The sequence below is a fragment of the Erythrobacter sp. JB1-15 genome (assembly GCF_057365035.1).
In genome coordinates this window covers 82,181-107,193 of sequence record NZ_CP200295.1, presented here as the reverse complement: position 1 = coordinate 107,193, position 25,013 = coordinate 82,181, and the positions used below count along the sequence as shown (strand labels likewise).

The following is a 25,013-nucleotide window of genomic DNA, read 5'->3' as shown; positions in this document are numbered from 1 at the left end:
CTACCTTAAGCGTCCTCAGCCATTTCGCCGGCTTTTTTGACCACATCGTCAATGCCGCCGACCATGTAGAAGGCTTGCTCTGGCAAGTGATCGTATTCGCCGTCCACAACCGCTTTGAACGATTTAACAGTGTCTTCAAGCTGCACGAAGATGCCGGAGATACCGGTGAACACTTCTGCCACGTGGAAAGGCTGGGAGAGGAATTTCTGAATTTTGCGAGCGCGCGCAACGGTCAGTTTGTCTTCCTCGGACAGTTCGTCCATCCCGAGAATGGCAATGATGTCCTGCAAGCTTTTGTATTTTTGCAAGATTTCCTGAACCCGGCGAGCGGTGTCGTAGTGATCCTGACCCACAACGCGCGGTTCGAGAACGCGGCTGGTGGAATCGAGCGGGTCAACAGCGGGGTAAATGCCCAGCTCTGAAATCGCGCGGTTCAGCGTGGTGGTCGCGTCAAGGTGCGCAAAGCTGGTCGCCGGCGCAGGGTCGGTCAAGTCATCGGCAGGCACGTAGATGGCCTGAACCGAGGTGATCGAACCCTTGGTGGTCGAGGTGATGCGTTCCTGCAGGTTACCCATATCAGTCGACAGGGTCGGCTGATAACCCACCGCCGAAGGAATACGGCCCAGCAGAGCGGACACTTCCGAACCGGCCTGCGTAAAGCGGAAGATGTTGTCCACGAAGAACAGCACGTCCTGACCTTCTTGGTCGCGGAAATATTCCGCCATGGTCAGACCCGACAGAGCAACACGGGCGCGCGCGCCGGGAGGCTCGTTCATTTGGCCAAACACCAGCGCCACTTTCGAACCTTCGCTGATGGCTTCGCCAGCGTCGTTCTTGGCGATAACGCCTGCGTCGAGAAACTCGTGGTAGAGATCGTTACCTTCGCGCGTCCGTTCACCCACGCCAGCAAACACCGAAACGCCGCCATGGCCTTTCGCGATGTTGTTGATGAGTTCCTGAATAAGAACCGTTTTACCAACGCCCGCGCCGCCGAACAGGCCGATCTTGCCGCCTTTCGCGTAAGGAGCGAGAAGGTCGATCACTTTAATCCCGGTCACCAGAATGGCGGCATCGGTGGACTGGTCCACAAAGGGTGGGGCTTCTGCGTGGATCGGAGCGCTCATATCCGCGCCCACAGGGCCGCGTTCATCAATCGCTTCGCCAACGACGTTCATGATCCGGCCAAGCGTTTTGGGGCCAACAGGCACGCTGATCTGCGCGCCGGTGTTGATCACTTCGCCGCCGCGAGTAAGACCCTCTGTTGCGTCCATCGCGATGGTGCGGACGGTGTTTTCACCAAGGTGCTGCGCCACTTCGAGAACGAGCGTTTTATCGCCATTCTTGGTTTCAAGCGCGGTGAGAATTGCGGGCAGTTCACCGGGGAACTGCACGTCAACGACAGCGCCGATGACCTGGGCAATGGTGCCATTGGTGGTCTGGTTCAATACGGGTGCGGTGGCCATTATATCGTCCTTGCCTTCGATTACAGCGCTTCTGCGCCTGCAATAATTTCAATCAATTCGGTGGTGATCGCGGCCTGGCGGCTGCGGTTGTATTGGATGGTCAGCTTGTTGATGAGATCGCCCGCATTGCGCGTGGCGTTATCCATCGCTGTCATTGATGCGCCATGTTCGGACGCTTCGCGTTCGAGCAGCGCGCCGAACAATTGCGTTTTGACATAGCGCGGCAGCAATTCTTCGAGGATTTCCTCTTCGCCCGGTTCGTATTCAACCATCGCACCGGTATCCTCGGTCGCCTCAGGGGAGGGGACGGGGATCAGCTGGTTGATCGTAGGATCTTGCGCCAGCGCTGATTTGAATGTCGGAAAGACAAGATGCGCGATGTCAAACTTGCCCGCATCGAACATTTCAACCAGTTCAGCGGCGATTGCGTCGGCTTCTTCAAAGCCGGGAGTTTTGACAACAGTGGTGTCATAACCGCCGGTGATGTGGCTTTCATAATCGCGTTTGAGCGGTGCGCGCCCCTTTTTGCCGACGAGGTAAAACTCCACCTGCTTGCCGGCGGCAATCAATTCCTGCGCTTTCAATTTCGCCGCTTTGACGATGTTTGAATTCAAACCGCCGCACAGGCCTTTATCGGTGTTGACCACCACCAAAAGGTGGCGCTGGTCTAATCCGGTTCCGCTGAGCAGTTTGGGCGCGCTGTCGCCGGACACTTTACCCGCAAGGCTGGCCATCACCGCAGACAGACGCTCCGCATAGGGACGCCCCGCTTCGGCAGCAGCCTGCGCCCGGCGCAGCTTCGCCGCAGCGACCATTTGCTTGGCCTTGGTGATCTTCTGGGTGGATTTAACCGACCCGATCCGATCTTTCAGTTCCTTAAGTGAAGGCACGTGTCAGCCGTCCTTATGCAAACTGCTTAGCAAAAGCGTCGAGCGCGGCGACGGTGCGGTCTTTCACATCGCCTTCGAACTTGCCGCTGGAGCGGATATCATCGAGGATCGCGCCGTGTTCGCTGCGGATGAAGGCAAGCATTTGCTCTTCATATTCGCCCACACGCTCCACCGCGACATCATCGATATAGCCATTGGTGCCGGCAAAGATCGACACGGTCTGCTCTTCAAACGGCATGGGCGAGAACTGGGCTTGCTTCAGCAGGTCAGTAAGGCGCGCACCGCGGTTGAGCAGTTTTTGCGTTGCCGGATCGAGGTCCGATCCAAACTGCGCGAACGCCGCCATTTCGCGATATTGCGCAAGGTCCAGCTTCATCGAACCAGAGACTTTCTTCATCGCTTTGGTCTGAGCAGCACCGCCCACACGGGACACTGAAAGCCCGACGTTAATCGCAGGCCGGATGCCTTGGTAGAACAGGTCAGTTTCAAGGAAGATCTGACCATCGGTGATCGAAATCACGTTGGTCGGGATATAGGCCGACACGTCGCCCGCCTGCGTTTCAATGATCGGCAGAGCCGTCAAAGAACCGCCGCCTTCGGATTTGTTCATTTTCGCCGCACGCTCAAGCAGGCGTGAGTGCAGATAGAACACGTCGCCCGGATAGGCTTCACGGCCCGGAGGGCGGCGCAGCAGCAGCGACATCTGGCGGTAAGCAACGGCTTGCTTTGACAAATCGTCATAAACGATCACGGCGTGCATGCCATTGTCGCGGAAAAATTCGCCCATCGCGCAGCCAGTGTAAGGCGCAAGATATTGCAGCGGTGCAGGCTCAGAAGCGGTCGCGGCGACAACGATGGAGTATTCCATCGCGCCGTTTTCTTCCAACTGTTTCACGATCTGGGCAACGGTCGAACGCTTTTGACCAACCGCGACGTAGACGCAGTAAAGCTTTTTGCCTTCGTCATCGCCTTGATGTTCGTTTTTCTGGTTGATGAAGGTGTCAATCGCGACAGCGGTTTTGCCGGTTTGACGGTCACCAATGATCAGCTCGCGCTGACCGCGGCCTACAGGGACCAGCGCGTCAATCGCTTTGAGGCCGGTTTGCACAGGCTCGCTAACCGATTCGCGCGGGATGATGCCGGGCGCTTTCACTTCGACGCGGCTGCGCTGGGTTGTTGCGATGGGGCCTTTGCCGTCAATCGGATTGCCAAGTGCGTCAACCACGCGGCCCAGCAATTCCTTACCAACCGGAACGTCCACAATGGTTTCGGTCCGCTTGACGGTGTCGCCTTCTTTAATCTCAGCATCCGAGCCGAAAATCACGACGCCGACATTGTCCGCCTCAAGGTTGAGCGCCATGCCTTGCACGCCATTGGCAAACTCAACCATTTCACCAGCCTGCACTTTATCGAGGCCGTGAATTCGGGCGATGCCGTCACCCACGCTCAAAACGGTGCCAACTTCGCTGACTTCGGCTTCACTGCCGAAATTGGCGATCTGGTCCTTGATGACCTTGGAGATTTCTGCTGCGCGGATTTCCATATGAATAGTCCTTTAGGCCTTCATTGCCTGGGATAGCGAGTTGAGACGAGTGCGGATCGAGGCATCAATGCGCTGCGATCCAATGGTAACGACGAGCCCGCCCAAAAGGTCAGGATCAACATCTGATGTAAGCATGACAGTGCGCCCTTCGCGCGCGGTCAGTTTGTCTTTGAGCGCGGATAGCTGCTTGGCCGACAATTTGTGCGCGCTGGTGACGCTGGCGGTCACTTCGCCGCGCTGGCTCGCAGCAATCGTCTTGAACGCGCCGATCATGGCGGGCAGTGCGCTCAGCCGGCGATTGCTGGCGAGCACGCCCAGAAACTTTGTTGTCAGGTCCGACAGCTTAAGGTGCGACGCGATCCCGGCCACCGCTTGGCCCTGCTCAGTGCGGGACAATTGCGGATTGGTCGTGGCGGCGCGCAAATCATCGGATTCGCGCAAAGCGGTGCCGAGCGTATCAAGATCGCTCTCAACCGCTGTCACGGTTCCGTTTTCGGATGCCAATTCGAACAGGGCGGAGGCGTAACGCCCTGGCAGGCTTGCCTGAATACCGGCGGAATTATCCACGCGTTGATTGTCCTTTGCCGGAGCGTATGAAAAGGTCGAGTTACGTTTTGGCTGTGCGCAGACATAAAGCCTGCGTGCCAAATCTGGCGCGCGCCTAGCAAGGGAATGCAAAAGACGCAAGCGGGCTGGACAAGTTCACGCCCACCAAAACGGCCCCGCTGCCCGCGCAAAACTTGTCACCGCGCGAAATCTGCATCACAATGACACAAAATGGCAAAAGCCGCGGAGGGGATATACGATGAAAAAGACCGCTTTGGCACCCGAATGCGGGGTCGAGATCGAGGGGATTGCGCTGGCGAGTTGCAGCGATGAAGAGCTGCAACAGGTCAAACATGCAATTTACGAACACGGCGTTGCGGTTTTTCGAAATCAGGAATTTACGCCCGAAGATCACATCACCTTTGGCCGCCGCTGGGGCGGGATGGATGTGAACAATTACTTCCCGCAGCAGGGCGATTATGACGAAATCTCGGTCGTCAAGAAAGAGCCGGCGCAAAACACCAATATTGGCGGCGCGTGGCACACCGATCATTCCTACGATCAGATCCCGGCCATGGGGTCTGTGCTGGTCGCGCGCGAGCTGCCTCCCAAAGGCGGCGATACGATGTGGGCGCATATGGGTGCGGCCTATGATGCGCTACCCGATGACTTGAGAGCGCGGATTGAGGGGTTGGAGGCGTTTCACACCGCTGACCATGTCTACAAAGAAGGCGGCCTTTATGCGCAAACCGACATGGGTGAGCATTTGCGCGGGCAGAACCTAAAGACAGGCGCAGTGCACCCTGTCGTGATCCGCCACCCGCAAACAGGGCGCAAGCTGCTGTATGTGAACACAGCTTTCACGATCAATTTCGTCGGTCAAACGCGCGAGGAAAGTCTGCCGCTTTTGAACGCGCTGTGCGATGCGGCTTTGACCGATACCAACCAGTGCCGCCTCCAATGGAAGCCGGGCACAGTGGCGATCTGGGACAACCGGACAAGCTGGCACAATGCGATCAACGATTACGCTGGTCACCGCCGCGAAATGCACCGGATTACGTTGAGCGGAGAGGCGATAGCGGCGTAACGCCCGCGCGCCGCCCAATCCGCTATCTGCTCTCACAGGTGTAAACCAGCCGCTCATTGGGCTGGTCAGGCAGCTGCGCGAGCACCCCTTCCTGCATGTCTGCCAGTCTTTGTGAAGCATCGGGCGCGCCGCAGCTGGGCGGGGAATAGCTCATGCGGGCATCGCGCGCTTTTTGCCATTCGGTCTTGGGCAGCAAATACCGTTCATTGCGAAATTCGCCTTTGGCCAGATCAATCGTGGCGACGCGGACCATGTAATCTTCCTGCGGCACAAACACGCGGCGCCATACGCCATCCACCGCCTGATACTGCGATTCGCCCCGGCACCCATCGGCGCGCCATTCAAATTCTTCGGTGCGTTTTGGGGCGGTTGTTATGCGGCTGCGTTCGGTATCAAGTGTGCAGGTGAATTGGCCGGGTTGCAGCCCGTTAATCCCTTCCTCGTCGCTCCAATTGTCACCGCTTTGAGCCATTAGGCGATCATCTGCATCATCAATGCTGGGCCGGGTTATCCAGCTGAAGACAGCGCCAATCGCAGCAAGGCCGCCAATCGCGCCAAAGACAATCGCGCGGTTCTTTCCGCCCTCGGCCTGCGAAGCCTGATAGGCCAAGGCTCCGCCGCCAGCGGCCACCACCAGCAATATCGCGGCAAGCGCCATCATGTTTTCGCGCTCTTCCTGGATTTCCCGTTCGATGCGCCCGCGTTCCTGTGCTTCCGCTTCCTCAGCGGCGCGCAGCTCTTCATCTGCCTTGCGCTGCTCGATTGCGTTTCGCTCTTTTTCCTCCTCCTCGATCTCGGCAAGGGATCGGCACGGCAGATCGCTCGTTTTGGGCGACACATCATTGTTGCGCAGGAATGCGAGCGTTTCGGCATTTGAAACCGCGAAAAAGAACTCGCCTTCGCTGGCGATGGAATTGGCGCCGAATGTGTTGACCCCGACAATTCGCCCGCATTCATCGAGCAGCGGGCCGCCCGAATTGCCCCGCGCAATCGCGGCGCTGTGCATCACAATGCGGACATCGCGCGTCACACGCTGTTGAGAAACGATCCCGCGCGTTATCGTCGGCTCACGCCCAGCGCCCAAAGTGTCATCAACCGCGCCGGGAAACCCAGCCGCGACAACATTGGCATTTTCCGAAGTGAAATTGCTGACAAATGTCAGGGGAGGAAGGCGCAGGCTTTTTGGCACTTCGAGCAAAGCGAGGTCGCGATTGCGGCTGTATGAGACCAGCCTTACGCGTGTCGGCTCGTCCCCTTTGGGCGGAATTATGCCGACATAGACATCGTTATATCGCGCCGCCCTCTCGATCACATGCGCATTGGTGACAAACTTGTCCTCGGCAACGGCAAAGCCTGTTCCGTGGCCGAGGGGGACAAACCGCCGGTTGGGCGTGATGGTAAAGGTAATCACGCGCACCACCCCGCGCGAGGCGGCATCGATATCCGCTTCGCTCGCGCTAGTGGTGGCAGGCCAAAACGCGAGCGCTGCAACAAGAACAAGCCAAATCCGTTGAATCATTATGCCCCCTGAAAGACATAGCTTTTCGCACCGCTAAATGCGCAGATCCTATTGATGCCTAAAAATTGCCTGATTTGTAAACAAACTCAAGGGGTATTGTTGAAATTACTCTTCAAGCTCAGCAATCGCCGGATTGCCGCCTGCTTGTTTCGGTTCGCACGAATAGACGAGGCGTTCATTTTCGCGCTCGGGCAATTTGGCGATGACGGCGGCTTGTTGTTCTCCGAGCAGCCGGGCGGCATCGGTCACCCCGCAGGATGGCGGCGAATATCCGCGCCGCGCCTCGCGCGCAGCGGCCATGGCGGCCCGGCCCAGCAGATACCTGTCAGTGCGGAATGTGCGCGTTTCCGGATCGTAGGAATTGATTGAAACGGCTGCTTCGTCATTGGGTACGAACACCCGGCTCCATGTGCCGCTGTCCATGCCGTATTGCGTGCGGCCATTGACGCAGCCTGTGGCGGCCCAGTCAAACTCCACATCATCGGTGCGCGCGCCTGTCACGCGGCTGCGTTCGGGCACCAGAGTGCAGATCAGCGTGCCATCGCCCGCAGCGTTAAGATCGGGCGTTTGCGGACCATCCTCGCCCGCATCGCCTGCGTCCAGAATTGCAGCCACCCGGTCTTCGATATCGCCCGAGGTTGGCCGCGACAGCCACACCAGCACGCAGGCGATAAACGCCGCCCCTGCAAGCCCTGCGGCCATGACCGAGAATTTGCGCGTGGCCTCAGATCCGCGCAATTGCGTGGCGGTAAAAGCAGCGGCGAGCCCGACGATCAACAGCAACATCGTCATCGCAATCGCATTGTCGCGTTCATCCATGATGTCCATCTGCGCTTTGATCCAGGCCTGCTGGCGGGTTTCGCGCAAAGCTTCTTCGCGTGCGTCAATTTTCGCCTGCGCATCGGCGCGTTCTGCTTCGAACCGGGCCAGTTCTGCTGCGTTAAGTTCATCGATAGAACGGCAGGGCAGGGCGTTGGTGGCCGGTTCAATGTTGTTTTCGCGCAGGAACGGCAGCAATTCGCGCAAGGATACGGCAAAGTAAAATTCGGCATCCGATCCATCGGAATCCGCGCCAAACGAATTGACCCCCATCACTCGCCCACAGCGATCCAGCAGCGGCCCGCCCGAATTGCCGCGTGCAATGGGCGCGGTGTGCAGGATCGTATCAAACTGGCGCGATGGCCGCTCGCCCGAGAGGAACCCCCGGCTTTTGACAGGTGGCTGAGCGTTGAAAATATCGCTGATCTCCAACCCTTGGGCCAGATCGACATTCATTGGATAGCCCACCGCCGATACCTCGCCCATATCCCCGCTGCTGGTTCCAGCGAAAGTGAGGGGGGCAGGCGCAGGCTGCCCTCAGCAATCTCGATCAGCGCCAGATCATTGCGCGGGCTGACCGCGATGGCTTTACCAAATGCGCCGGGTTCGCCCGCGCGCGCTTCCTCGCTTGGCACGATCCCGATGCGCAATGTGTCATCAAGGATCGCCTCGCGGATGACATGGGCATTGGTGACGATAATATTGGACGTGACGGCAAATCCGCTGCCGTGGGAGATGGGCATGACCTCATCACCGTCTTTGCCAATAATCACCACCCGCACAACGCCGCGCGCTGCGGCATCCACGTCGGCCTGATCGGCAAAGGCGGGCACAGCTGCAAGGGCGGCGAAAATGGCGAGCAGATAAGCGGCAAGACGATGCAACATGATGCGTGCATGGCCCAGCGGCGCGGCGGCTGCAACCCGGCTTGTGCGCAGGCATGTCCCGCCGCTTGCGAAAGGCGCGAATGATTGAGCGCAAGCTTCGGGATGCGCATGGGCGGCAGCTGCGTTAAACACCCGCCCTATGCAGACAGACACACCTCTAACCGATGATGATCGCTGGCGCATTGCGCTGGCCAAAGATCGCCGCTTTGATGGCGCGTTTGTGACAGGCGTTCATTCAACCGGCATTTATTGCCGCCCCAGCTGCCCCGCGCGCGCGCCATTGCGCAAGAATGTGCGGTTCTATCCCGATTGGCAGCAGGCAGAGGCGGCGGGCCTGCGCGCGTGCAAACGCTGCTCTCCCAAAACGCAGTCCGCAGAAGAAGCCTGCGTGCTCGCCGCGATCGCTGCCATCCAGGCGGACGGAGCAAAGACGCTGGATGAACTGGCGGACCTCACAGGATATTCGCCGACGCATTTCCAGCGTCTGTTCAAACGCACCGTGGGCCTGTCGCCTGCCGGTTTCGCGCGCGCTTTGCGGCAGGAACAGGTGCGCGCATGTCTGGCGGATGGCGCCACAGTAAGCGGCGCGCTTTACGAAGCGGGCTATTCTGCGCCATCGCGGTTTTACGCTGAGGTAGAAGGACGATTGGGCATGGCTGCAAAAGAGGTGAGCACCGGGGGCGCAGGCGCGCGCATTCACTGGGATGTGATTGACACCTCCTTGGGCGAGATGCTTGTCGCCGCGACTGAAAAAGGCGTGTGCTGCTTAAGTTTTGGAGAAGGCGAAGAGCATTTGGCCGCGCGTTTCCCAAAAGCGGAACGTGTGCGCGCGGGCGAGAGTTTTCGCGCTTTGTTTGATGAGGTTGTCGCAGCGGTCGAACAGCCGGGCAGCGACAATTCGCATATCCCGCTGGATGTGCGCGGCACGGCCTTTCAACAAAGGTGTTGGGAGGCGCTTCGCACGATCCCGCCGGGTGAAACCCGCAGCTATGGGCAGCAGGCCGCGATGCTTGGCAATCCCAAAGCCAGCCGCGCAGTGGGCAGCGCAAACGGCGCGAACAAAATCGCCGTTCTGATCCCTTGCCACCGCGTTGTGCAAGCGGACGGATCGCTGGGCGGATACGCCTATGGCCAAGAGATAAAGCGCGAATTGTTGAGCCGCGAAGGTGTGAGCGATGCGCGCGATGAACCGGAGCTGTTTTGATATGAAGTTGTTTTGATATGATTGCGCAAGACTTTGCCAGACTTCACATGGGCGCGGCCCCTTTGATCCTGTTCAACATCTGGGATGTTGGAAGCGCGCGCGCTGTTGAAAGCGCGGGGGCCAAGGCTATCGCCACCGGCAGTCTCGCGCTGGCCGGCGCGCAAGGATTTGACGATGGCGAGGCGATTGGATTTGCGCAGCTGACAAAGACGATCGCGGCGATCGCCGAAGCGGTCAAAGTGCCTGTGACAGCCGATATGGAAAGCGGATTTGCAACAGGCCTTGCCCAGCTTGGCAAGAATGCCGCCGCGTTCCGCAGTGCAGGCGCGGTTGGGTGCAATCTCGAGGATCAATTGATCGGCGCGGACGCTTTGCGCGATCCGGGCGAGCAGGCCGAACGCATTGCGGTGGTAAGCGCGGCGGGATTGTTCGTGAACGCTCGCACCGATGTGTTCCTCGCCCCGTTACTGGCGGGAGAGGATCCCAATCGGCCCGAACTGGTGGAAGAGGCGGTGAGGCGCGCCGCCCACTATAGCGCGGCCGGAGCAGGGTGCTTTTTCGCCCCCGGCTTGAGCGATCCAGACTTGATCGCACACTTGGCAGCGCAAGTGGACATGCCGATCAACATCATGCGCCTGCCCGGTATGGTCAGCAATACGCAGCTGGCAAAGCTGGGCACCGCGCGCATCAGCTATGGGCCGGGGCCATGGCGCGATGCGATGGCAATGGTGGAAGAGGCCGCGAGGCAGGCGTTCGAAGGCTAAGCCTCCAACCGCAACCGGGCCGCTTCGCGAAAGCTGATAAGCTTGCGCTGGTTTTCATCCCATAATGTCAGGATCAGCGGGCGGATTGTCTGGCCAATTGTATAGCGGTTCAATTGCGCAAGGCCGGGATGGGATTTCAATGCCTCGGGCAGCCGGTAAAACGGAATGCGGCTGGCGAGGTGGTGGACGTGGTGAATGCCGATATTGCCGGTAAACCAGCGCAGCCCCGCAGGCAGATCAAGGTGCGTGCTGCCCAGCAAAGCAGCCTCATGAAAGGACCATGCATCTTTGCGGTCCCAATGCGCTTCTTCAAACTGGTGCTGGATATAAAACAGCCACACTCCGACAGAGGCAGCGAACAGCAGGACGGGCAGAAAAACCGCCAAAGTGGCCCCAATGCCGAATGCAAACATCAGCCCGACCAAAATCGCGCCCGTCACCGCATTGGTGGCCATCGCGCTAATCCAGTAAAGCGATCCCGCTTTCATAAGGCCAATGGGCAGGCGGTGGCGCAGCAGGAACAGATAAGCCGGACCAAGCCCCAAGAGCACAATGGGATTGCGGTAAAGGCGGTAACCAAACCGCCCCAGCGCAGACAGGTTTTCATACTCAGCCACGGTCAGCGTATCGACATCGCCAACGCCGCGCGCATCCAGATTGCCCGTGCCTGCATGATGGATCGCATGGCTGCGTTTCCACGGATCATAAGGAGTGAGCGTGAACACGCCCATCAACCGGCCCATCCAGTCATTGCCCGCGCGCGTCGCGAAAAAGCGCCATGCCCGCAATCGTGCTGAATGATGAAAAGGCGCAGCAGTAAAAGCCCCGCCAGAGGAAACAGCGCAAGCGCCGCCCAATATCCCGCTTCGACCGCAAACAGCATCGCGGCAAACACCGCCATAAACGGGATCAGCGTGATCGCGACTTCGATCAGGCTGCGCGCGGTGCGCGGATCGCGAAAGGCGTTGAGATCGCGCGTCAATTGCTTGGGATCAAGGCCGTGATCTTTCGGCGATCTGGCGCGAGGAGAAGACACGTTAGCAGGAGACACGTTTGAAGAGGGCACGGGGATCCTTTGGTTTGGCTTACACCCAAGCGCTAGGGGGCTTGTATGGCAATGTCACGACATGAATGGGCCAAAGCTGCGGGAATAGGGGGCGAGGCGTGCGGGGCGCTCCCTCGCTCGCGCGTTTTTGCCCGCGCTCACGCGTTCTTTATCGTGAGCCCGCCATCCACCGGGATCACCGCGCCTGTCAAAAAGCTGGCCGCTGGCAGGACGAGCGACAGCGTCATATTCGCGACTTCCTCTGGAATGCCATATCGGCGCAAAGGCACGCGGCGCTTGGCGTAGATTTCCTTGTGCTCATCGGGGATCGCTTCGGTGATACCGGTCAGGATCGGGCCGGGGCAAATGCAATTGACGGTTATCCCATCGCGCCCCAAATCCACCGCCAGCCCGCGCGTAAGGCCAATCACCCCATGCTTTGCCGCGACATAGGGCGAATTGGTGGGCGTCGCGCCAAGCCCTTCGGTCGAGGCAATGTTGACGATGCGCGGATGCGCGCTTTCCCGCAGAAAAGGCATGGCCGCGCGGATGATACGCTGCTGCGCGGTGAGCATGCCATCGAGGCTTTTGCTCCACGCCTCTGGATAGCTGTCATCCTCAATCGTGCTGGGTATGGCAAAGCCTGCATTGTTGATGATGATATCCAGCCCGCCAAGAGCGCGGGCAATCTCGGGGACACGCGCCGCGATGGTATCAGCGCTCAGCACATCAAGCGCCCAGCTTTTGGCCGAGCCGGCATAGCCTGCCGCTTCAATCTCCGCGCACACCGCTTCGCATTTGGCCGCATCCAGATCGGTCACCGCGACATGCGCCCCTTCGCTTGCAAACAAATGCGCGGTTGCCCGCCCCATGCCGCTGGCTGCGCCTGTGATGAGCGCTTTATGGCCAGCGATGGACCGGCTGAGGGGCTCGTAAGCTTTCACCGCGCCGCCTCAATCCAGCTTGGGCGGAAAGCCCGGTTCTGCCTTGGCCATCGCCGCCTGATAGGCATCGCGCGCGCCTATACGCTTCAAATACGCTTGAAGGTTCGGCATGCCTTCAATGCTCATATCGTTGAACGCGCGCGCCGTGGTCAGCGAAAAGCCGAGCATGATGTCAGCGGTGGAGAAATTCGCGCCGCCAAAATAATCCGCCTCGCCAAGGCCAGCCTCAATCGCAGCCCAGGCATTGGTGATCCGCTTGGCCAGCGGCGGGGGCATCTCAGCGCCAACGGCGTTCACCGCAATGCTCATCATGCCGTTGGTCATCAAAGTCGCATTGGCAAAGTGATACCAATACAGATGCCGCGCAAAATCGGGGCTGTCAGGGCCGGGCACCAGATGCGTGTCGGGCGCGTATTTGCCGACGATGTAATCCATGATCGCGCCGCTTTCGCCCAGCACCAGGCGTTGTCCGTCTTTGGCATCAGTAATAACCGGCGCAATCTCCATCGGGTGGATCGCTTTCAATTCAGGCGGGGCGAGGCGCGTTTCGGGATCGCGGTTGTAAAGTTTGAGATCATATTCGAGCCCCAGTTCCTCGCATAGCCAGACAATGCGTTCTGATTGCGAAATGCGCAGGTGGTGGATGGTGAGCATAGGGCGCGGTCCTTTGATTAAGCGTTCCGCCACCCTTCGCGCGCTGCCGCTGTCATGTCGAGAAATTTCGCGCGCCCGCTTGAATTGCGAGCCATTCGCATTAGTTCACACAGCATGGCTCAAGTTTTCTGCGATCTCACCGTGCTGGACAGCCAGCGCATTTCCCCCAGCATGCATCAGGTGACGATCGGCGGGGCTGACCTTGACCAGTTTCCAGCGGAGCATGACGGCGGATATTTCAAGCTTATCCTCGAACCCGCCAGCGAGACGCGGCGCAAGCCCTTGATGCGCACTTACACCATTCGCCGCCAGCGCCCGCGCGAACTGGACGTGCTGTTCGCGCTGCATGGCGGCAATGCGGCTGGCCCGGCGACGACATGGGCGCTGGAAGCAAAACCGGGCGACGCGATAAGGATAAGAGGGGCGGGCGCGCCCAAGCCTTTACCGGCTGGTTTTGACTTCTATCTGGTGGCAGGCGACATGGCGGCGCTCCCCGCGATCACGGCCAATCTGGAAGCGATGGACCGATCTGCGCGCGGCGTTGCGGTGCTAGAGATACAGCATGAAGATGATGCGATGCCGATTGATGCGCCTGAAGGGGTGGAGCTGCGCTTTATTGTCAATCCGCTGCCCGGCACGCGCCCCGATCTGCTGGCGGATGCGGTTCGCGCGGTTAAGCGGCCTGCGGGATCGCTTTACGCATGGGCGGCCTGCGAATTTTCAGGGATGCGGCAATTGCGCGCATTTCTGCGGGATGATCTGGGTTTGAGCCCGCGTGAGCTTTATATCTCAAGCTATTGGAAACACGGCCTTTCCGAAACCGAGCACAAAGTCGTAAAACGCGAAGATGCCGAAGCGGAAAGCGCGCCCATCGGCTGATGGTAAGCCTGAGAGAAGAAAGCCCACCGCTTTCCCTCTCAGAATTTGCCGGATGGCGCCGCGTTTAAGGCGTGACCGGACCTTCGCTGCGCAAATCGCGCAAGGCAGCCGCCGCAGCATCAAGCGCGGTGATGGCCTGTCCCAAACGGTCCTCTTCCCCGGGCGCTGAGGCGGTTGGCTCAGCGGCGGCTTCAACCGCGACCGTTTCGAGCGGTACGGGCGCGCTGGCTGGCAGAGCGTTTTGCGCGGTGTAAGTTGGGATGCCATCGACAATTTCGGGTGCTTGCCTGGCCCCAACCGGCGCGGCTGCGACCGCAGCAGGTGCCGCAGCAGGCATTGGCGCAGCTGTTGGCGCAGGCGCGGCAAATGCGACATTGCTTTCTGGCACGATGCAGGTGTTGATCGCGCGATTGGTTACCAGTTTGGACAAGGTTTCCATCTCATCATCATCCGCGCGGCCCGCCAGTTTGATGAAGGATTTCACATCCTCGCATTGTTCGCGGCTGGGCTGGATGTTCGAATGGTAATTGCTGATCCGGGTTTCGTATCTGTCAAAGGCCAATTGCCCCTGCCGATCTCCGTAACGGCCAACCATATCGGCCATCACCTGATCGCCGTGATAGGTCAGCTCCTGCCCGCGCGCATCGAGCAATTGGCCATATTTGCGCAAAGTCGCAGGCGAGGCGGCGCGGCATTTCAGCGCATTGACCATCAGCATAATCCGCAAGTCGTGGATGCGCGCCGATTGCATCGCGGTTTCGTCAAAGCATGGGAAGTTTGCGGCATTGGCGGGCGCGCACAGGCCGCAAAGAGCGGCTGCGACCAGGCCAATTCCTGTTCGGTTAAGCAACGAGGACATGATGTTACTCCTACTGTTTCAGGTGGGTAGAGTAGGAGCGCTCCGCGAAGAATATTACCACATAAGCCTAAGTGCGGAAACAAGCGTGTTGCGCATGCAGATTTTAAGAAATTCCCGGAAAGCCGATGATTTGGCTGAATGCTGGATTTACGCCCTGTCAGCCGATTGTCAGGTGCGCGCGGCAAAGCGTTTCGCTCCTGCTGTAAGCTGCGCCGATTCGCATGCAAAAGGCGGCTAAAATGGCATTCGTCTAGCAGTATGAGCGGTTAGCCTGTTGCTGGCTTAATCCGCTTATCCCTCATCACCTTGCGCTCGCGCCCAGCCGGGCTGTGCCGGTTCGAGGCTTTCCAGAAACGCATCGGCGCTTTCAAGATAATCGCGCTTCTTTTCATCGCCCATCCGGTCCCATGTCGCATAAATGCGGCCAATGCGGTGATTGCTGGAAAGCCGGTCGCGGTGGCGGTCCATAAAGTGCCAGTAAAGCGGGTTGAACGGGCAGGCATCCTCGCCCGTTTTCTTAGCGACTTTATAGCGGCATTCCTTGCAGTAATCGGACATCTTGTTGATGTAATTGCCGCTTGCTGCATAGGGTTTTGTCGCCAGTTTCCCGCCATCGGCGTACAAGATCATGCCCGAAACATTGGGCAATTCCACCCATTCGAACGCATCGGCATAAACCGCCAGATACCAGTCCTGCACATCGGCTGGATCAATCCCGGCGAGAAGGCAGAAATTGCCCAGCACCATCAGCCGCTGGATATGGTGCGCATGTGCGTTGTTATGGGTTGATCGGATACAATCAGACAGGCAGCGCATATCGGTTTCGCCCGTCCAGAAAAATTCGGGCAGGGGGCGCGCCGCCCCAAGCTGATTGTCGGTTTGCAGTCCGGGCATAAAGTGCCAGTAAAACCCGCGCACATATTCGCGCCAGCCAATGATCTGGCGAATGAACCCTTCCACTGAATTCAAAGGCGCTTTGCCGTCATTATAGGCTTGCTCGGCGCGCTGGCACAATTCCAGCGGATCAAGCAGCCCGATATTGATGCTGGTTGAAAGCATGGAGTGGTAAAGGTCATCCGACCCGAACACCATCGCGTCCTGATAGGGCCCAAAATTCTCGATCCGCTCTGCAAAGAACGCGTCGGCGGCTTTCTCTGCCTCGTCGCGGGTGACGGGCCATTCGAACGGGTCGAGCGTGCCGAAATGGTCTGCAAATTTCGCCTCGACCAATTCAATTACTTCGCGCGTGATGTCGTCGGGGGTGAATTTGGGGACTTTGGGAATGAAAATGTCCGCTTCCAAAGCCTCGCGGTTTTCCGCGTCATAGTTCCATTTGCCCCCCACCGGCTTGCCATCGTCCTCCATGAGCAAACCGGTGTCCTTGCGCATCTCGCGATAGAAATGCTCCATGGTGAGCGCTTTGCGGTTCTCGGCCCAATCACGGAATTTTGCATGAGTGCATAGGAACCGGTCATCGGGCAGGATTTGGGCAGGGCAGGGAAACTTGTCCGCCCATTCCTCGATCGCGCGCTGAACCCGCCATTCGCTGGCTTCAGTCACATGAATTTCGCGCGGGGAATGGCGTTCTACCGCGCGTGCAACCTCGCCCGTAAAGCTGCCAGCATTATCGGGATCATAGAGTTTGACATAGTCAACGCTCCACCCAGCATCGCTGAGTTCAGCGGCGAAATGACGCATGGCCGAAAAGATCAGGACGATCTTCTGCTTGTGATGTTTGACATAAGTCGCCTCGTCCCAAACCTCCATCATCAGGATGACGGTGTCATCCTTGGTGCGGCCTCTCAAAGAGGACAAAGTGCGGGTAAGCTGATCGCCCAGAACGGGCACGAGGATCGGGTTTTTTGCCATGGTCATCCAGCTACGTCACACGAATGAATAAGGATCAATATCAATCCCCACGCGCACGCCGGGCGCGAACTGGATATTGCCAGTCCAGTGGTTCAGCACTTGCTGCAAATTCGCGCTGCGCTTTGCATTCACAAGGAAACGGTAGCGGTACCGCCCGCGCAGCAAAGCCATGGGGGCAGGGGCAGGGCCAAGGATATAAAGGTCGTCGCGGTTTGGCCGCGTGTCGCCCAGCCGGTTGGCAGCCTCGCGCGCTTCTTTATCGTCTTCGGAAGAGATGATGATCGCGGCCCAGCGCCCGAATGGCGGCGCGCCTGCATCGCGGCGCGCATCGGTTTCAGCCGCGTAGAATGCGTCGCGGTCCCCATTGGCAAGTGCAGCGATAACGGGCGCATCGGGATGGCGCGTCTGGATGAGGACCTCGCCCGGTTTCGCCCCGCGCCCGGCGCGCCCGGCAACTTGGGCAACCTGGCTGTATGTGCGTTCCGCCGCGCGCAAATCGCCCCCTTCAAGGCCAAGGTCCGCATCGACCACGCCCACCAATGTCAGCTCTGGAAAGTGGAACCCCTTGGTCACCAATTGCGTGCCGACGATGATATCAATCGCTTTGGCTTCGGCCTTAGCGATGAACTCAGCCGCTTTTTCCGGATTGCCCAATGTGTCCGATGTGGCCACCGCGATGCGCGCTTCGGGGAAAAGCTTTGCGACCTCATCCGCGATCCGTTCCACACCGGGGCCGCAGGCGACCATGCAATCCGGTTCAGAGCATTCCGGGCATTCTTTGGGCACCTGCGTTTCAAAGCCGCAATGATGGCACGACAGACGCGCAGACAGCCGGTGTTCAACCAGCCACGCGCTGCAATGCGGGCATTGGAACCGGTGCCCGCAATTGCGGCACAAAGTCAGCGGAGCATAGCCGCGCCGGTTGAGGAACAGCAAAGATTGCTCGCCCTTTTCCAGCCGCGCTGCCAGCCCATCAATCACCGGTTTGGACAGCCATTGGCCATTGCCCGGTTTCTCAATCGTCAGATCGACCAGCTGGATATCGGGTAATTGCGCACCGCCAAATCGGCTGGGCAGATCAAGCTTTTCGTAAATGCCTGTGCTGGCCATATGCAGGCTTTCCAGAGCAGGCGTCGCGCTGGCGAGCACCACCGGAATTTTCTCAAATCGCGCGCGCATCACGGAAACATCGCGCGCATTATAGCGCACGCCGTCATCCTGCTTGAAGCTGACCTCATGCGCTTCATCCACCACGATCAGGCCAAGATCGGCATAAGGCAGGAACAAGGCCGAACGCGCACCGACGATCACCTGCGCGCCGCCATCTGCCGGACCATTGGCAATCGCGCGCCACGCCCGCCTGCGCTCTGTCGATTTAAGCGAGGAATGCCACAGGACAGGGGCGCTGCCAAAGCGTTGTTCAAACCGGGTGAGGAAATTTTCGGTCAGTGCGATTTCCGGCAGCAGGACGAGAACCTGCCGCCCTGCGCGGATCGCCTCTGCCACCGGTTCAAAATAGGTTTCCGTCTTGCCCGACCCCGTGACCCCATCAAGCAGGAAGGGAGCAAAATCGCGCGCTTTCACCGCCTCGACAATTCGGCCTGCGACGCGCGCTTGATCATCGGACAATTCGGGTAGGTAAAAATCGGGCTGGGCAGGCGGGTAGGGGCGGTCAATGGCAACCTCGACAGGCTCTATCACGCCCTGGTTCACCAATCCGCGCAGCACCCCTGCCGAAACGCCAGCAATCTCGGAAAGCTCGCGCAGGATGCCCTGTTCGCCGCTGAGCAATTCCATCGCCGCTTCGCGCTGGGGGGTCATGCGGTCCGGCATCGCGCCACCAACCAGCCGGTATTCGGTCGTCTTGGTCGGTCCGCCCAATGCGCCGCCGCTCGACAAAACCATGCGCGCGACGCTGGCGAGATTGGCGCAATAATAATGCGCGGTCCATTCAATCAGCCGCCGCAAGGGTTCTGCAATCGGCGGCACATCGATAATCTCACGAAGGGCGCGCAATTTCTCCGCTGGCACCTCAGCGCCGGGCAATCGCCCTTCGTCCCAGACGATCCCTGTTACCGTGCGCGGGCCAAGCGGCGCGATTACAACGCTGCCTGCTGGGATAACTTTGCCCTCGGGCACCTTGTAATCGAGCACGCCAAGTGCTGCATTAAGGACAAGAAGACGGACGCGTTGCATGATTGCATCCCTTATGGGTTGGCACATGGCCTGTTCGCAAGGTGAGAGGGGAAACTATGAACGAATTGCCACAGGCATTGCGCAATCCATCGCATCGGCGCGGGGTTTTAAAAGCGGGGCTTTTGGGTGCGGCGGCATTGGCTGTGCCAGCGTGTTCAACGCTGCCCGGTTTCAGCCTGGTCGATGCGGTGCGCCGCCTTTTGCTGCTATCAAGCGAGAACGCCTTTGCGCGCCTTACCGCGGATGGCGGGTTCTGGGATGCGCAGGTTGCGCGGCTGGGCGTCGATCAATTGCTGGGCCTTTCGGGGCGGTCGCTGTCCGGGGTGCTTACATCAGCGCTGTTCAAATCGCGGCTGGAGGATGCCTTTGCCGATATCGCGGTGCAAGGTTCTGAAAAAGCAGCTCCGCTGGTGGTCGATGCAGTGCGCACAATCGGCATTGAGAACGCCGCTGCGATCATCGGCGGCGGACCAAAAGCGGCAACCGGGTTCCTGCGCGGCGAATTCGGCGATGGTCTGGTGGAGGCTCTGGTGCCCGAATTGGGCGATGCGATTGCGATTGCGAACGAACCGCTGGTGCGCGACCTTATCAATCAAGTGTCCGGAGTGGATGCAGGCGGCATTGCGGCGCGCCTGTCGGGCAGTCTTAACGAAGCGATCTGGCAAGAGATCGGTATTGAGGAAGCGGCCATCCGCGCCGATCCCGGTGTAACAGGTGATCCCCTGCTGATCGGCGTTTTGGGCGCGGGCCGCGCATTTTAGCCTGCCTTGGCAAGCCTTAGAACCGTGCGGTGATACCGATATTGGCGATGTGCTGCACCCGGTCTTCCCCATCGCGGAACACATATTGATTAAGATAGCCGGGCGTAAAGCTGACCTGCTGCGTGATCGGCACCGATACGCCTGCAAAATTGCGCCAAACGGTCAGCCCTTCGCCATTATTGGCGACATCGTTGAGGCCGATAAATGGCTCTGAATACAGCACAAGATTGTTGTTCTCGCTTACCGGCACGGTCAATTGCACCAGATTGCGATAACGCCATCCGGTCGCATTGCTTTCCTTAAAGGTCCGCTGCTCCAGCCGATTGCGCGAGGTCAGTTTCACCCCGTCGCGATTGAACACAGTGACGTTGAGCTCCTGGTAAAAGCGGTGCTCGTTCACCTCGGCAGGGCCAATCGGATCGGTCAGGATATAGGCATAACCGCCGCCAATATTCACATCCTTGTTTATGCGATATCCGATGAAACTGCGCAGCAAAAGCTGGCCCAGCCTGTCTGCATCATCGGTAAAACGCTCCTGCGCTTCGCCGCGCACATACCAATCGCCATCCTTGTCCAGATCCACAAAGACAAACTGTCCGCCCCAGATGTTGAAATCATCCTCGGTCGCAGCAGCAGGGGCGGCAATGACGCCAAGCAAAACAGCCATGGCCGCAAAGGGGGCAAGCAAACGCATGAAAATCTCCGGCGGCGCAAACACCGCGCAATTGGCAAAAGTTCTGGTAGCAAGAATGGAAAAGCACCCGCGCGGTTCCACACAATCGCATAAGAACCCATCGGCGCATCTGGCCTCTTACCTGCAGCTATGCCATCGCTTGCCGACGCCGAATCAATCGAACGAGTATGGGGACGAGCGCGCATGAAATTCTTTGTCGACACCGCCGAGATTGAACCGATCAAGGATCTGGCCGCAACAGGTTTGCTCGATGGGGTCACCACCAATCCTTCGCTGATCGCCAAATCGGGCCGCGATTTCATGGAAGTAACCAAGGAGATATGCGGGATTGTCGATGGCCCGGTTAGCGCCGAAGTGGTCGCTCTTGATCACGCGACTATGATGAAAGAGGCAGAAATTCTGCGCAAGATCGCGGACAATGTCTGCATCAAAGTGCCGCTGACGGTGGACGGGCTCAAAACCTGCAAAGCGCTCACGTCAGAAGGCACAATGGTCAATGTGACGCTGTGTTTCTCAGCCAATCAGGCGCTGCTTGCGGCAAAGGCCGGCGCGACATTTATCTCGCCATTTGTGGGCCGCCATGATGACAATGGCACTGACGGGATGGACCTGATTGAGGACATCCGCCTGATCTACGACAATTACGCGTTCGAGACCGAAATCCTTGTCGCCAGTGTGCGTCATGTCACCCATGTGCTTGCGTCGGCTAAAATCGGTGCGGATGTGATGACAGCGCCGCCCAAAGTGATCCACTCGCTGTTCAACCATGTCCTCACAGATAAGGGGATTGAGGGTTTTCTTGCCGACTGGGAAAAGACGGGGCAATCCATCCTGTAAAGCGAGCATATGTCCGAAGAATCCCCTCTCGATCTGTTCAAGCAAGCGCTCACCGGCGCCAGCCGCGCCATTGCGCGCGATGAGGAGGTTGAGGTTGCCTGGAGCGCGGATGTGCCTGGCGCATCGGGCAACAGGTTCCGTGTGCCATTGCCGGCGCGCGATTTGCCAGCGGAACAAGTTAGCGAAGCGCGCGGATTTGCCGACAGCTTCTCCTTGAAATTGCGCCACCACGATGCAGGGCTGCACGCGGTGAACGCGCCGCCGGAACCGGTTGCACGCGCATGTTATGATGCGGTTGAACTGGTGCGGTACGAAGCGCTGGGCTCGAACAATTTCGCCGGGATGGCAGACAATCTGGATACCGCGCAATCGGTGCGTCTGACCACCGATCCCATCGTTCGCGCGCAAAAGGCAGACGAGGTGCCATTGCAAGGTGCGCTTGCCCTGATGCTGCGCGAAAAGCTTACCGGCCAGCCGATCCCCGATGCCGCCAAAGCGGGCGTTTCCATGGTCCGCGACTGGATCGAGGAGACCGTGGGTGAAGGGCTTGAGAGCCTCGTTGACAGCGCCTCTGACCAACAGGCATTCCAGGATCTCGCTCTCGATTTGCTGCGCGATCTGGACCTTACCCGTCCTACCGATGCCCCTGACGAAGCCGATAATGATGACGGCGATGAAGATGACGGTTCCGAAGACGAACAATCCGGCGATGAGCAGCAGGAAGGCGACGCCGATCCGAAATCGGCCGAAACCGCAGGCGAAATGGCCGAGGGTGAAGGCGATGGCGATGCTGACGGCGAAATGGCCGCCGAAGAGGAGATGCAGGACGGCGAACCGGGCGAAGAAGGCGATGCCTCCAATGCCCCTGTGCGCCCCAATCGGCCCGCCGCAGACATTCCCGATGGCTTGGAATATCAGGCCTTTACCACCCGCTTTGACGAAGAGATCGCAGCGCCAGAATTGTGCGATGCAGAGGAGCTGGACCGGCTGCGCGCTTATCTCGATAGCCAGCTAACCGGGCTGCAAGGCGTGGTGACGCGTCTGGCGAACCGCCTGCAACGCCGCCTGATGGCGCAGCAGAACCGCAGCTGGGACTTCGATCAGGAAGAGGGCGTTCTGGATGCAGCGCGCCTAAGCCGCGTAATCGTCTCGCCCGGCACGGCTTTGAGTTACAAGGTTGAGCGCGATGTGGAGTTCAAAGACACCATCGTCACGCTGCTGATCGACAACTCCGGCTCCATGCGCGGGCGGCCCATTTCCATCGCCGCGATCAGTGCCGATATCCTCGCGCGCACTTTGGAGCGGTGCGGGGTGAAGACCGAAATTCTCGGCTTTACAACCCGCGCTTGGAAAGGCGGCCAATCGCGCGAGGCATGGCTGGCCGATGGCAAGCCTCAGGGGCCCGGGCGGCTCAATGATTTGCGCCATATCCTCTACAAACAGGCAGACGAGCCATGGCGGCGCGCGCGGCGCAATCTGGGCCTGATGATGCGCGAGGGATTGCTCAAAGAAAACATCGATGGCGAGGCGCTTTTGTGGGCGCATTCCCGCCTAATCCACCGCCCCGAAGAACGCCGCATCCTGATGGTAATCTCCGACGGCGCGCCAGTGGATGACAGCACGTTGAGCGTGAACTCGGCAGGGTACTTGGAAGCGCATTTGCGCGGGGTGATCGAGTGGATCGAGAACGTCAGCCCCGTGCAACTCGTCGCCATCGGCATCGGCCACGATGTGACGCGATATTATCGCCGCGCGGTGACGATTATGGATGTGGAGCAACTGGGCGGCACGATCATGGAGCAGTTGGCTGAGCTGTTTGAGGATGAGAAGGGCGCAGGCAGGGGGCGGCGGTGACTGAAACGATTACTCTTTGGCGTCCGACCGGTCCTAAAGAACTCAAGCTGGTGGAGGAAGCAGATTGGAAAGCTTGGCCTCCACGCTTGCCAGAGCAACCAATCTTCTATCCGGTCACAACAGAGGAATACGCAATCAAGATTGCCCGTGACTGGAATGTGAGGGCGAGTGGATCTGGCTTTGTGACACGATTCGAAGTGCGAAAAGACTACCTCGACAACCACGAGGTACAGTTGGCGGGTGGCAAAGATCACGCTGAATACTGGATCCCTGCCGAGGAGCTTGACGATTTCAATGCTGCAATTGTCGGAAAGATAGAAGTTACAAGGACCTTCCCTGAATGATCGTATCTGAAGCCGTCACCAGTTGCCGCGTGCGCGGCACCGCGATCTTGCCGTGATCACACAAAGTATGATATCTGCATACGCATGAGCAAACTCGAACGCATCACTGTCACCATGCCCGAAGAAATGGCCGCCAAATTGCGCGCTGCTGTGGAGAGCGGGGAATACGCAACAACGAGCGAGGTTGTGCGTGAAGCTCTGCGCGATTGGACCAATGAGGAGCAGCGGCGCGAGGCCGAAAATGCCCGTTTCCGCGCAATGCTGGATGAGGCCAGAGCGGAAGGCTCTTTGTCAGCCGAAGACGTGTTTGAAGAAGTTCGCGCTTACACTCGGCAAATTGTGGTGGAAGAGCAGCAGCGGCAAAAAGCGTGAATCTCACTATCACGCCAGCGGCTCGTTTGGATTTGCTTGATATCGCTCAACAGATTGCCCGAGATAACCCGGAACGCGCTGAGACATTCGTCGAGGAGCTTATTGGCTTTTCTGCAGCCTTAATTGAACGCCCTCAATCTTATCGCCTGCGTAAAGAGTGGGGAGATAACGTGCGCAGCTCGCGCCGCGGTAATTATCAGGTTGTGTTCGAAGCCAACGAACATGAAGTCTTGATACTGCGCTATCTGCATGTACGCCGGAACATTGATGCCATTCTTTCACAGGACCAGAAATGAACGTAACCCAAGCCGTCACCACCCGCCGCTCTGTCCGCGAATTTCTCGACAAACCCGTGGAGCTCGAAACCATCCAGCGCGTGATGGATACCGCGCGCTGGGCGGCGTCGGGGTGCAATTATCAGCCTTGGGAAGCGACCGTTCTCACTGGCCAGCCGCTTGCGGATTTGCAGGCGAAAATCACCTCTACGCCGCCGCAAGTGCTCGAATATGATTGGGATGCGCCCAAGCAGGAAGACGTTTATAAAGAGCGCCTTTACGGCGTTTCCAAAGGCATGTTCGACGCGCTTGGCATTGCGCGCGATGACGGGGCGGCGCGCATGGCGGCGATGGGGCGCAATGCGACCAGCTTTGATGCGCCGGCCGTTATGTTCGTCTATTTCCCGCGCCTGATGAAAGAGCCGCAATGGTCGGATACGGGCATGTGGCTGCAAACGGTGGCGCTGCTGCTGCGCGAAGAGGGGCTCGACAGCTGCTTTCAGGAATTCATGGCGTATTATGCGAATGTAATCCGAGGGTTTCTGGGCCTCGATCATGACCGTTATATGCTGTTTTGCGGCATGGCGATTGGATACCGCGATCCGGATGCGCCTGTGAACAATTACGAGCGTGAGCGTGTGCCTTTGGAGGATCAAGTTAAGTTTCTCGGGTTCTAGCTTCGTCATTGCGAGGGGCGCAGCCCTGCAG

27 protein-coding genes are annotated in these 25,013 nt (G+C 58.9%); 12 read left to right on the top strand and 15 right to left on the bottom strand.

Annotated features, from left to right (window positions below; genetic code table 11):
• Positions 1 to 5: 5 nt before the first annotated feature.
• Genes atpD through AC0V6L_RS00565 form a run of 4 tightly spaced genes read right to left on the bottom strand, consistent with a single transcriptional unit; the run spans position 6 to position 4,463 of the window.
• A complete protein-coding gene (gene atpD, locus AC0V6L_RS00580) occupies positions 6 to 1,463 on the bottom strand; it encodes a F0F1 ATP synthase subunit beta (protein WP_486147086.1) in 1,458 nt (485 codons plus the stop codon).
• Positions 1,464 to 1,483: 20 nt separating this feature from the next.
• On the bottom strand, positions 1,484 to 2,353 hold the full coding sequence (locus AC0V6L_RS00575; RefSeq protein WP_486152170.1) for a F0F1 ATP synthase subunit gamma: 870 nt from the start codon (positions 2,351 to 2,353) through the stop codon (positions 1,484 to 1,486).
• A 13-nt stretch (positions 2,354 to 2,366) separates the two neighbouring features.
• A complete protein-coding gene (gene atpA / locus AC0V6L_RS00570) occupies positions 2,367 to 3,896 on the bottom strand; it encodes a F0F1 ATP synthase subunit alpha (protein ID WP_486152168.1) in 1,530 nt (509 codons plus the stop codon).
• 12 nt (positions 3,897 to 3,908) lie between these two features.
• Entirely contained in the window at positions 3,909 to 4,463 is a 555-nt protein-coding gene (locus tag AC0V6L_RS00565; RefSeq protein WP_486152166.1) for a F0F1 ATP synthase subunit delta, read from the bottom strand.
• Between the two features lie 238 nt (positions 4,464 to 4,701).
• Between AC0V6L_RS00565 and AC0V6L_RS00560 the strand changes: the two genes are divergently transcribed.
• Positions 4,702 to 5,529, top strand: coding sequence for a TauD/TfdA dioxygenase family protein (locus tag AC0V6L_RS00560; RefSeq protein ID WP_486152164.1), 828 nt, complete (start codon positions 4,702 to 4,704; stop codon positions 5,527 to 5,529).
• Between the two features lie 22 nt (positions 5,530 to 5,551).
• Here the strand turns inward: AC0V6L_RS00560 and AC0V6L_RS00555 are convergent, their stop codons facing one another.
• The 3 genes from AC0V6L_RS00555 to AC0V6L_RS00545 all read right to left on the bottom strand — a co-directional run bounded on the left by AC0V6L_RS00555 (position 5,552) and on the right by AC0V6L_RS00545 (position 8,886).
• On the bottom strand, positions 5,552 to 7,048 hold the full coding sequence (locus AC0V6L_RS00555; RefSeq protein ID WP_486152162.1) for a S1 family peptidase: 1,497 nt from the start codon (positions 7,046 to 7,048) through the stop codon (positions 5,552 to 5,554).
• 105 nt (positions 7,049 to 7,153) lie between these two features.
• Complete coding sequence (locus AC0V6L_RS00550; protein ID WP_486152160.1) at positions 7,154 to 8,353, bottom strand: trypsin-like serine protease; 1,200 nt, start codon at positions 8,351 to 8,353, stop codon at positions 7,154 to 7,156.
• Positions 8,320 to 8,886: a hypothetical protein gene (locus AC0V6L_RS00545; protein WP_486152158.1), complete on the bottom strand. Its 567-nt coding sequence runs from the start codon at positions 8,884 to 8,886 to the stop codon at positions 8,320 to 8,322. Before AC0V6L_RS00545 ends, AC0V6L_RS00550 begins: the two co-directional genes overlap by 34 nt.
• A 7-nt stretch (positions 8,887 to 8,893) precedes the next feature.
• Between AC0V6L_RS00545 and ada the strand changes: the two genes are divergently transcribed.
• Together ada and AC0V6L_RS00535 are read left to right on the top strand one after the other, a co-directional pair.
• Positions 8,894 to 9,958, top strand: a complete 1,065-nt coding sequence (ada, locus tag AC0V6L_RS00540) for a bifunctional DNA-binding transcriptional regulator/O6-methylguanine-DNA methyltransferase Ada (protein ID WP_486152156.1) — start codon at positions 8,894 to 8,896, stop codon at positions 9,956 to 9,958.
• Positions 9,959 to 9,975: 17 nt separating this feature from the next.
• Positions 9,976 to 10,722, top strand: a complete 747-nt coding sequence (locus AC0V6L_RS00535) for an isocitrate lyase/PEP mutase family protein (protein WP_486152154.1) — start codon at positions 9,976 to 9,978, stop codon at positions 10,720 to 10,722.
• Here the strand turns inward: AC0V6L_RS00535 and AC0V6L_RS00530 are convergent.
• The 4 genes from AC0V6L_RS00530 to AC0V6L_RS00515 all read right to left on the bottom strand — a co-directional run bounded on the left by AC0V6L_RS00530 (position 10,719) and on the right by AC0V6L_RS00515 (position 13,365).
• On the bottom strand, positions 10,719 to 11,510 hold the full coding sequence (locus AC0V6L_RS00530; RefSeq protein WP_486152152.1) for a fatty acid desaturase: 792 nt from the start codon (positions 11,508 to 11,510) through the stop codon (positions 10,719 to 10,721). The two genes, AC0V6L_RS00535 and AC0V6L_RS00530, sit on opposite strands and share 4 nt — an antisense overlap.
• Positions 11,453 to 11,758, bottom strand: coding sequence for a hypothetical protein (locus AC0V6L_RS00525; RefSeq protein WP_486152150.1), 306 nt, complete (start codon positions 11,756 to 11,758; stop codon positions 11,453 to 11,455). Before AC0V6L_RS00525 ends, AC0V6L_RS00530 begins: the two co-directional genes overlap by 58 nt.
• Before the next feature lie 167 nt (positions 11,759 to 11,925).
• Complete coding sequence (locus tag AC0V6L_RS00520; protein ID WP_486152148.1) at positions 11,926 to 12,711, bottom strand: SDR family NAD(P)-dependent oxidoreductase; 786 nt, start codon at positions 12,709 to 12,711, stop codon at positions 11,926 to 11,928.
• A 9-nt stretch (positions 12,712 to 12,720) separates the two neighbouring features.
• Positions 12,721 to 13,365, bottom strand: a complete 645-nt coding sequence (locus AC0V6L_RS00515) for a glutathione S-transferase family protein (protein WP_486152146.1) — start codon at positions 13,363 to 13,365, stop codon at positions 12,721 to 12,723.
• 114 nt (positions 13,366 to 13,479) lie between these two features.
• On the opposite strand from AC0V6L_RS00515, the gene AC0V6L_RS00510 reads away from it, so the two are divergent.
• Complete coding sequence (locus AC0V6L_RS00510; protein WP_486152144.1) at positions 13,480 to 14,244, top strand: siderophore-interacting protein; 765 nt, start codon at positions 13,480 to 13,482, stop codon at positions 14,242 to 14,244.
• A gap of 64 nt (positions 14,245 to 14,308) precedes the next feature.
• Here the strand turns inward: AC0V6L_RS00510 and AC0V6L_RS00505 are convergent, their stop codons facing one another.
• The 3 genes from AC0V6L_RS00505 to AC0V6L_RS00495 all read right to left on the bottom strand — a co-directional run bounded on the left by AC0V6L_RS00505 (position 14,309) and on the right by AC0V6L_RS00495 (position 19,168).
• Positions 14,309 to 15,103, bottom strand: coding sequence for a hypothetical protein (locus tag AC0V6L_RS00505; protein ID WP_486152142.1), 795 nt, complete (start codon positions 15,101 to 15,103; stop codon positions 14,309 to 14,311).
• Positions 15,104 to 15,394: 291 nt separating this feature from the next.
• The gene (locus AC0V6L_RS00500; protein ID WP_486155025.1) at positions 15,395 to 16,972 is read right to left on the bottom strand and encodes a cryptochrome/photolyase family protein; all 1,578 of its coding nucleotides are present in this window, start codon (positions 16,970 to 16,972) and stop codon (positions 15,395 to 15,397) included.
• 15 nt (positions 16,973 to 16,987) lie between these two features.
• A complete protein-coding gene (locus AC0V6L_RS00495) occupies positions 16,988 to 19,168 on the bottom strand; it encodes a primosomal protein N' (RefSeq protein WP_486152140.1) in 2,181 nt (726 codons plus the stop codon).
• A 56-nt stretch (positions 19,169 to 19,224) separates the two neighbouring features.
• Here AC0V6L_RS00495 and AC0V6L_RS00490 point away from each other — a divergent pair, with 56 nt between their 5' ends.
• Positions 19,225 to 19,929: a DUF4197 family protein gene (locus AC0V6L_RS00490; RefSeq protein ID WP_486152138.1), complete on the top strand. Its 705-nt coding sequence runs from the start codon at positions 19,225 to 19,227 to the stop codon at positions 19,927 to 19,929.
• 16 nt (positions 19,930 to 19,945) lie between these two features.
• Here the strand turns inward: AC0V6L_RS00490 and AC0V6L_RS00485 are convergent, their stop codons facing one another.
• Positions 19,946 to 20,623, bottom strand: coding sequence for a DUF2490 domain-containing protein (locus tag AC0V6L_RS00485; RefSeq protein WP_486152136.1), 678 nt, complete (start codon positions 20,621 to 20,623; stop codon positions 19,946 to 19,948).
• On the opposite strand from AC0V6L_RS00485, the gene AC0V6L_RS00480 reads away from it, so the two are divergent.
• The 7 genes from AC0V6L_RS00480 (at position 20,622) to AC0V6L_RS00450 (ending at position 24,982) form a co-directional block, all read left to right on the top strand.
• The gene (locus AC0V6L_RS00480) at positions 20,622 to 20,810 is read left to right on the top strand and encodes a hypothetical protein (RefSeq protein ID WP_486152134.1); all 189 of its coding nucleotides are present in this window, start codon (positions 20,622 to 20,624) and stop codon (positions 20,808 to 20,810) included. The two genes, AC0V6L_RS00485 and AC0V6L_RS00480, sit on opposite strands and share 2 nt — an antisense overlap.
• A complete protein-coding gene (gene fsa, locus AC0V6L_RS00475) occupies positions 20,807 to 21,460 on the top strand; it encodes a fructose-6-phosphate aldolase (protein ID WP_486147054.1) in 654 nt (217 codons plus the stop codon). The genes AC0V6L_RS00480 and fsa overlap by 4 nt, the downstream gene beginning before the upstream one ends.
• A gap of 9 nt (positions 21,461 to 21,469) precedes the next feature.
• Positions 21,470 to 23,314: a cobaltochelatase subunit CobT gene (gene cobT, locus AC0V6L_RS00470; protein WP_486152132.1), complete on the top strand. Its 1,845-nt coding sequence runs from the start codon at positions 21,470 to 21,472 to the stop codon at positions 23,312 to 23,314.
• On the top strand, positions 23,311 to 23,658 hold the full coding sequence (locus tag AC0V6L_RS00465; RefSeq protein ID WP_486152130.1) for a hypothetical protein: 348 nt from the start codon (positions 23,311 to 23,313) through the stop codon (positions 23,656 to 23,658). The genes cobT and AC0V6L_RS00465 overlap by 4 nt, the downstream gene beginning before the upstream one ends.
• 84 nt (positions 23,659 to 23,742) lie before the next feature.
• Positions 23,743 to 24,030, top strand: a complete 288-nt coding sequence (locus AC0V6L_RS00460; RefSeq protein ID WP_486147048.1) for a ribbon-helix-helix domain-containing protein — start codon at positions 23,743 to 23,745, stop codon at positions 24,028 to 24,030.
• On the top strand, positions 24,027 to 24,326 hold the full coding sequence (locus tag AC0V6L_RS00455; RefSeq protein WP_486152128.1) for a type II toxin-antitoxin system RelE/ParE family toxin: 300 nt from the start codon (positions 24,027 to 24,029) through the stop codon (positions 24,324 to 24,326). The genes AC0V6L_RS00460 and AC0V6L_RS00455 overlap by 4 nt, the downstream gene beginning before the upstream one ends.
• Positions 24,323 to 24,982, top strand: a complete 660-nt coding sequence (locus AC0V6L_RS00450) for a nitroreductase (RefSeq protein ID WP_486152126.1) — start codon at positions 24,323 to 24,325, stop codon at positions 24,980 to 24,982. The genes AC0V6L_RS00455 and AC0V6L_RS00450 overlap by 4 nt, the downstream gene beginning before the upstream one ends.
• Positions 24,983 to 25,013 lie beyond the last annotated feature (31 nt).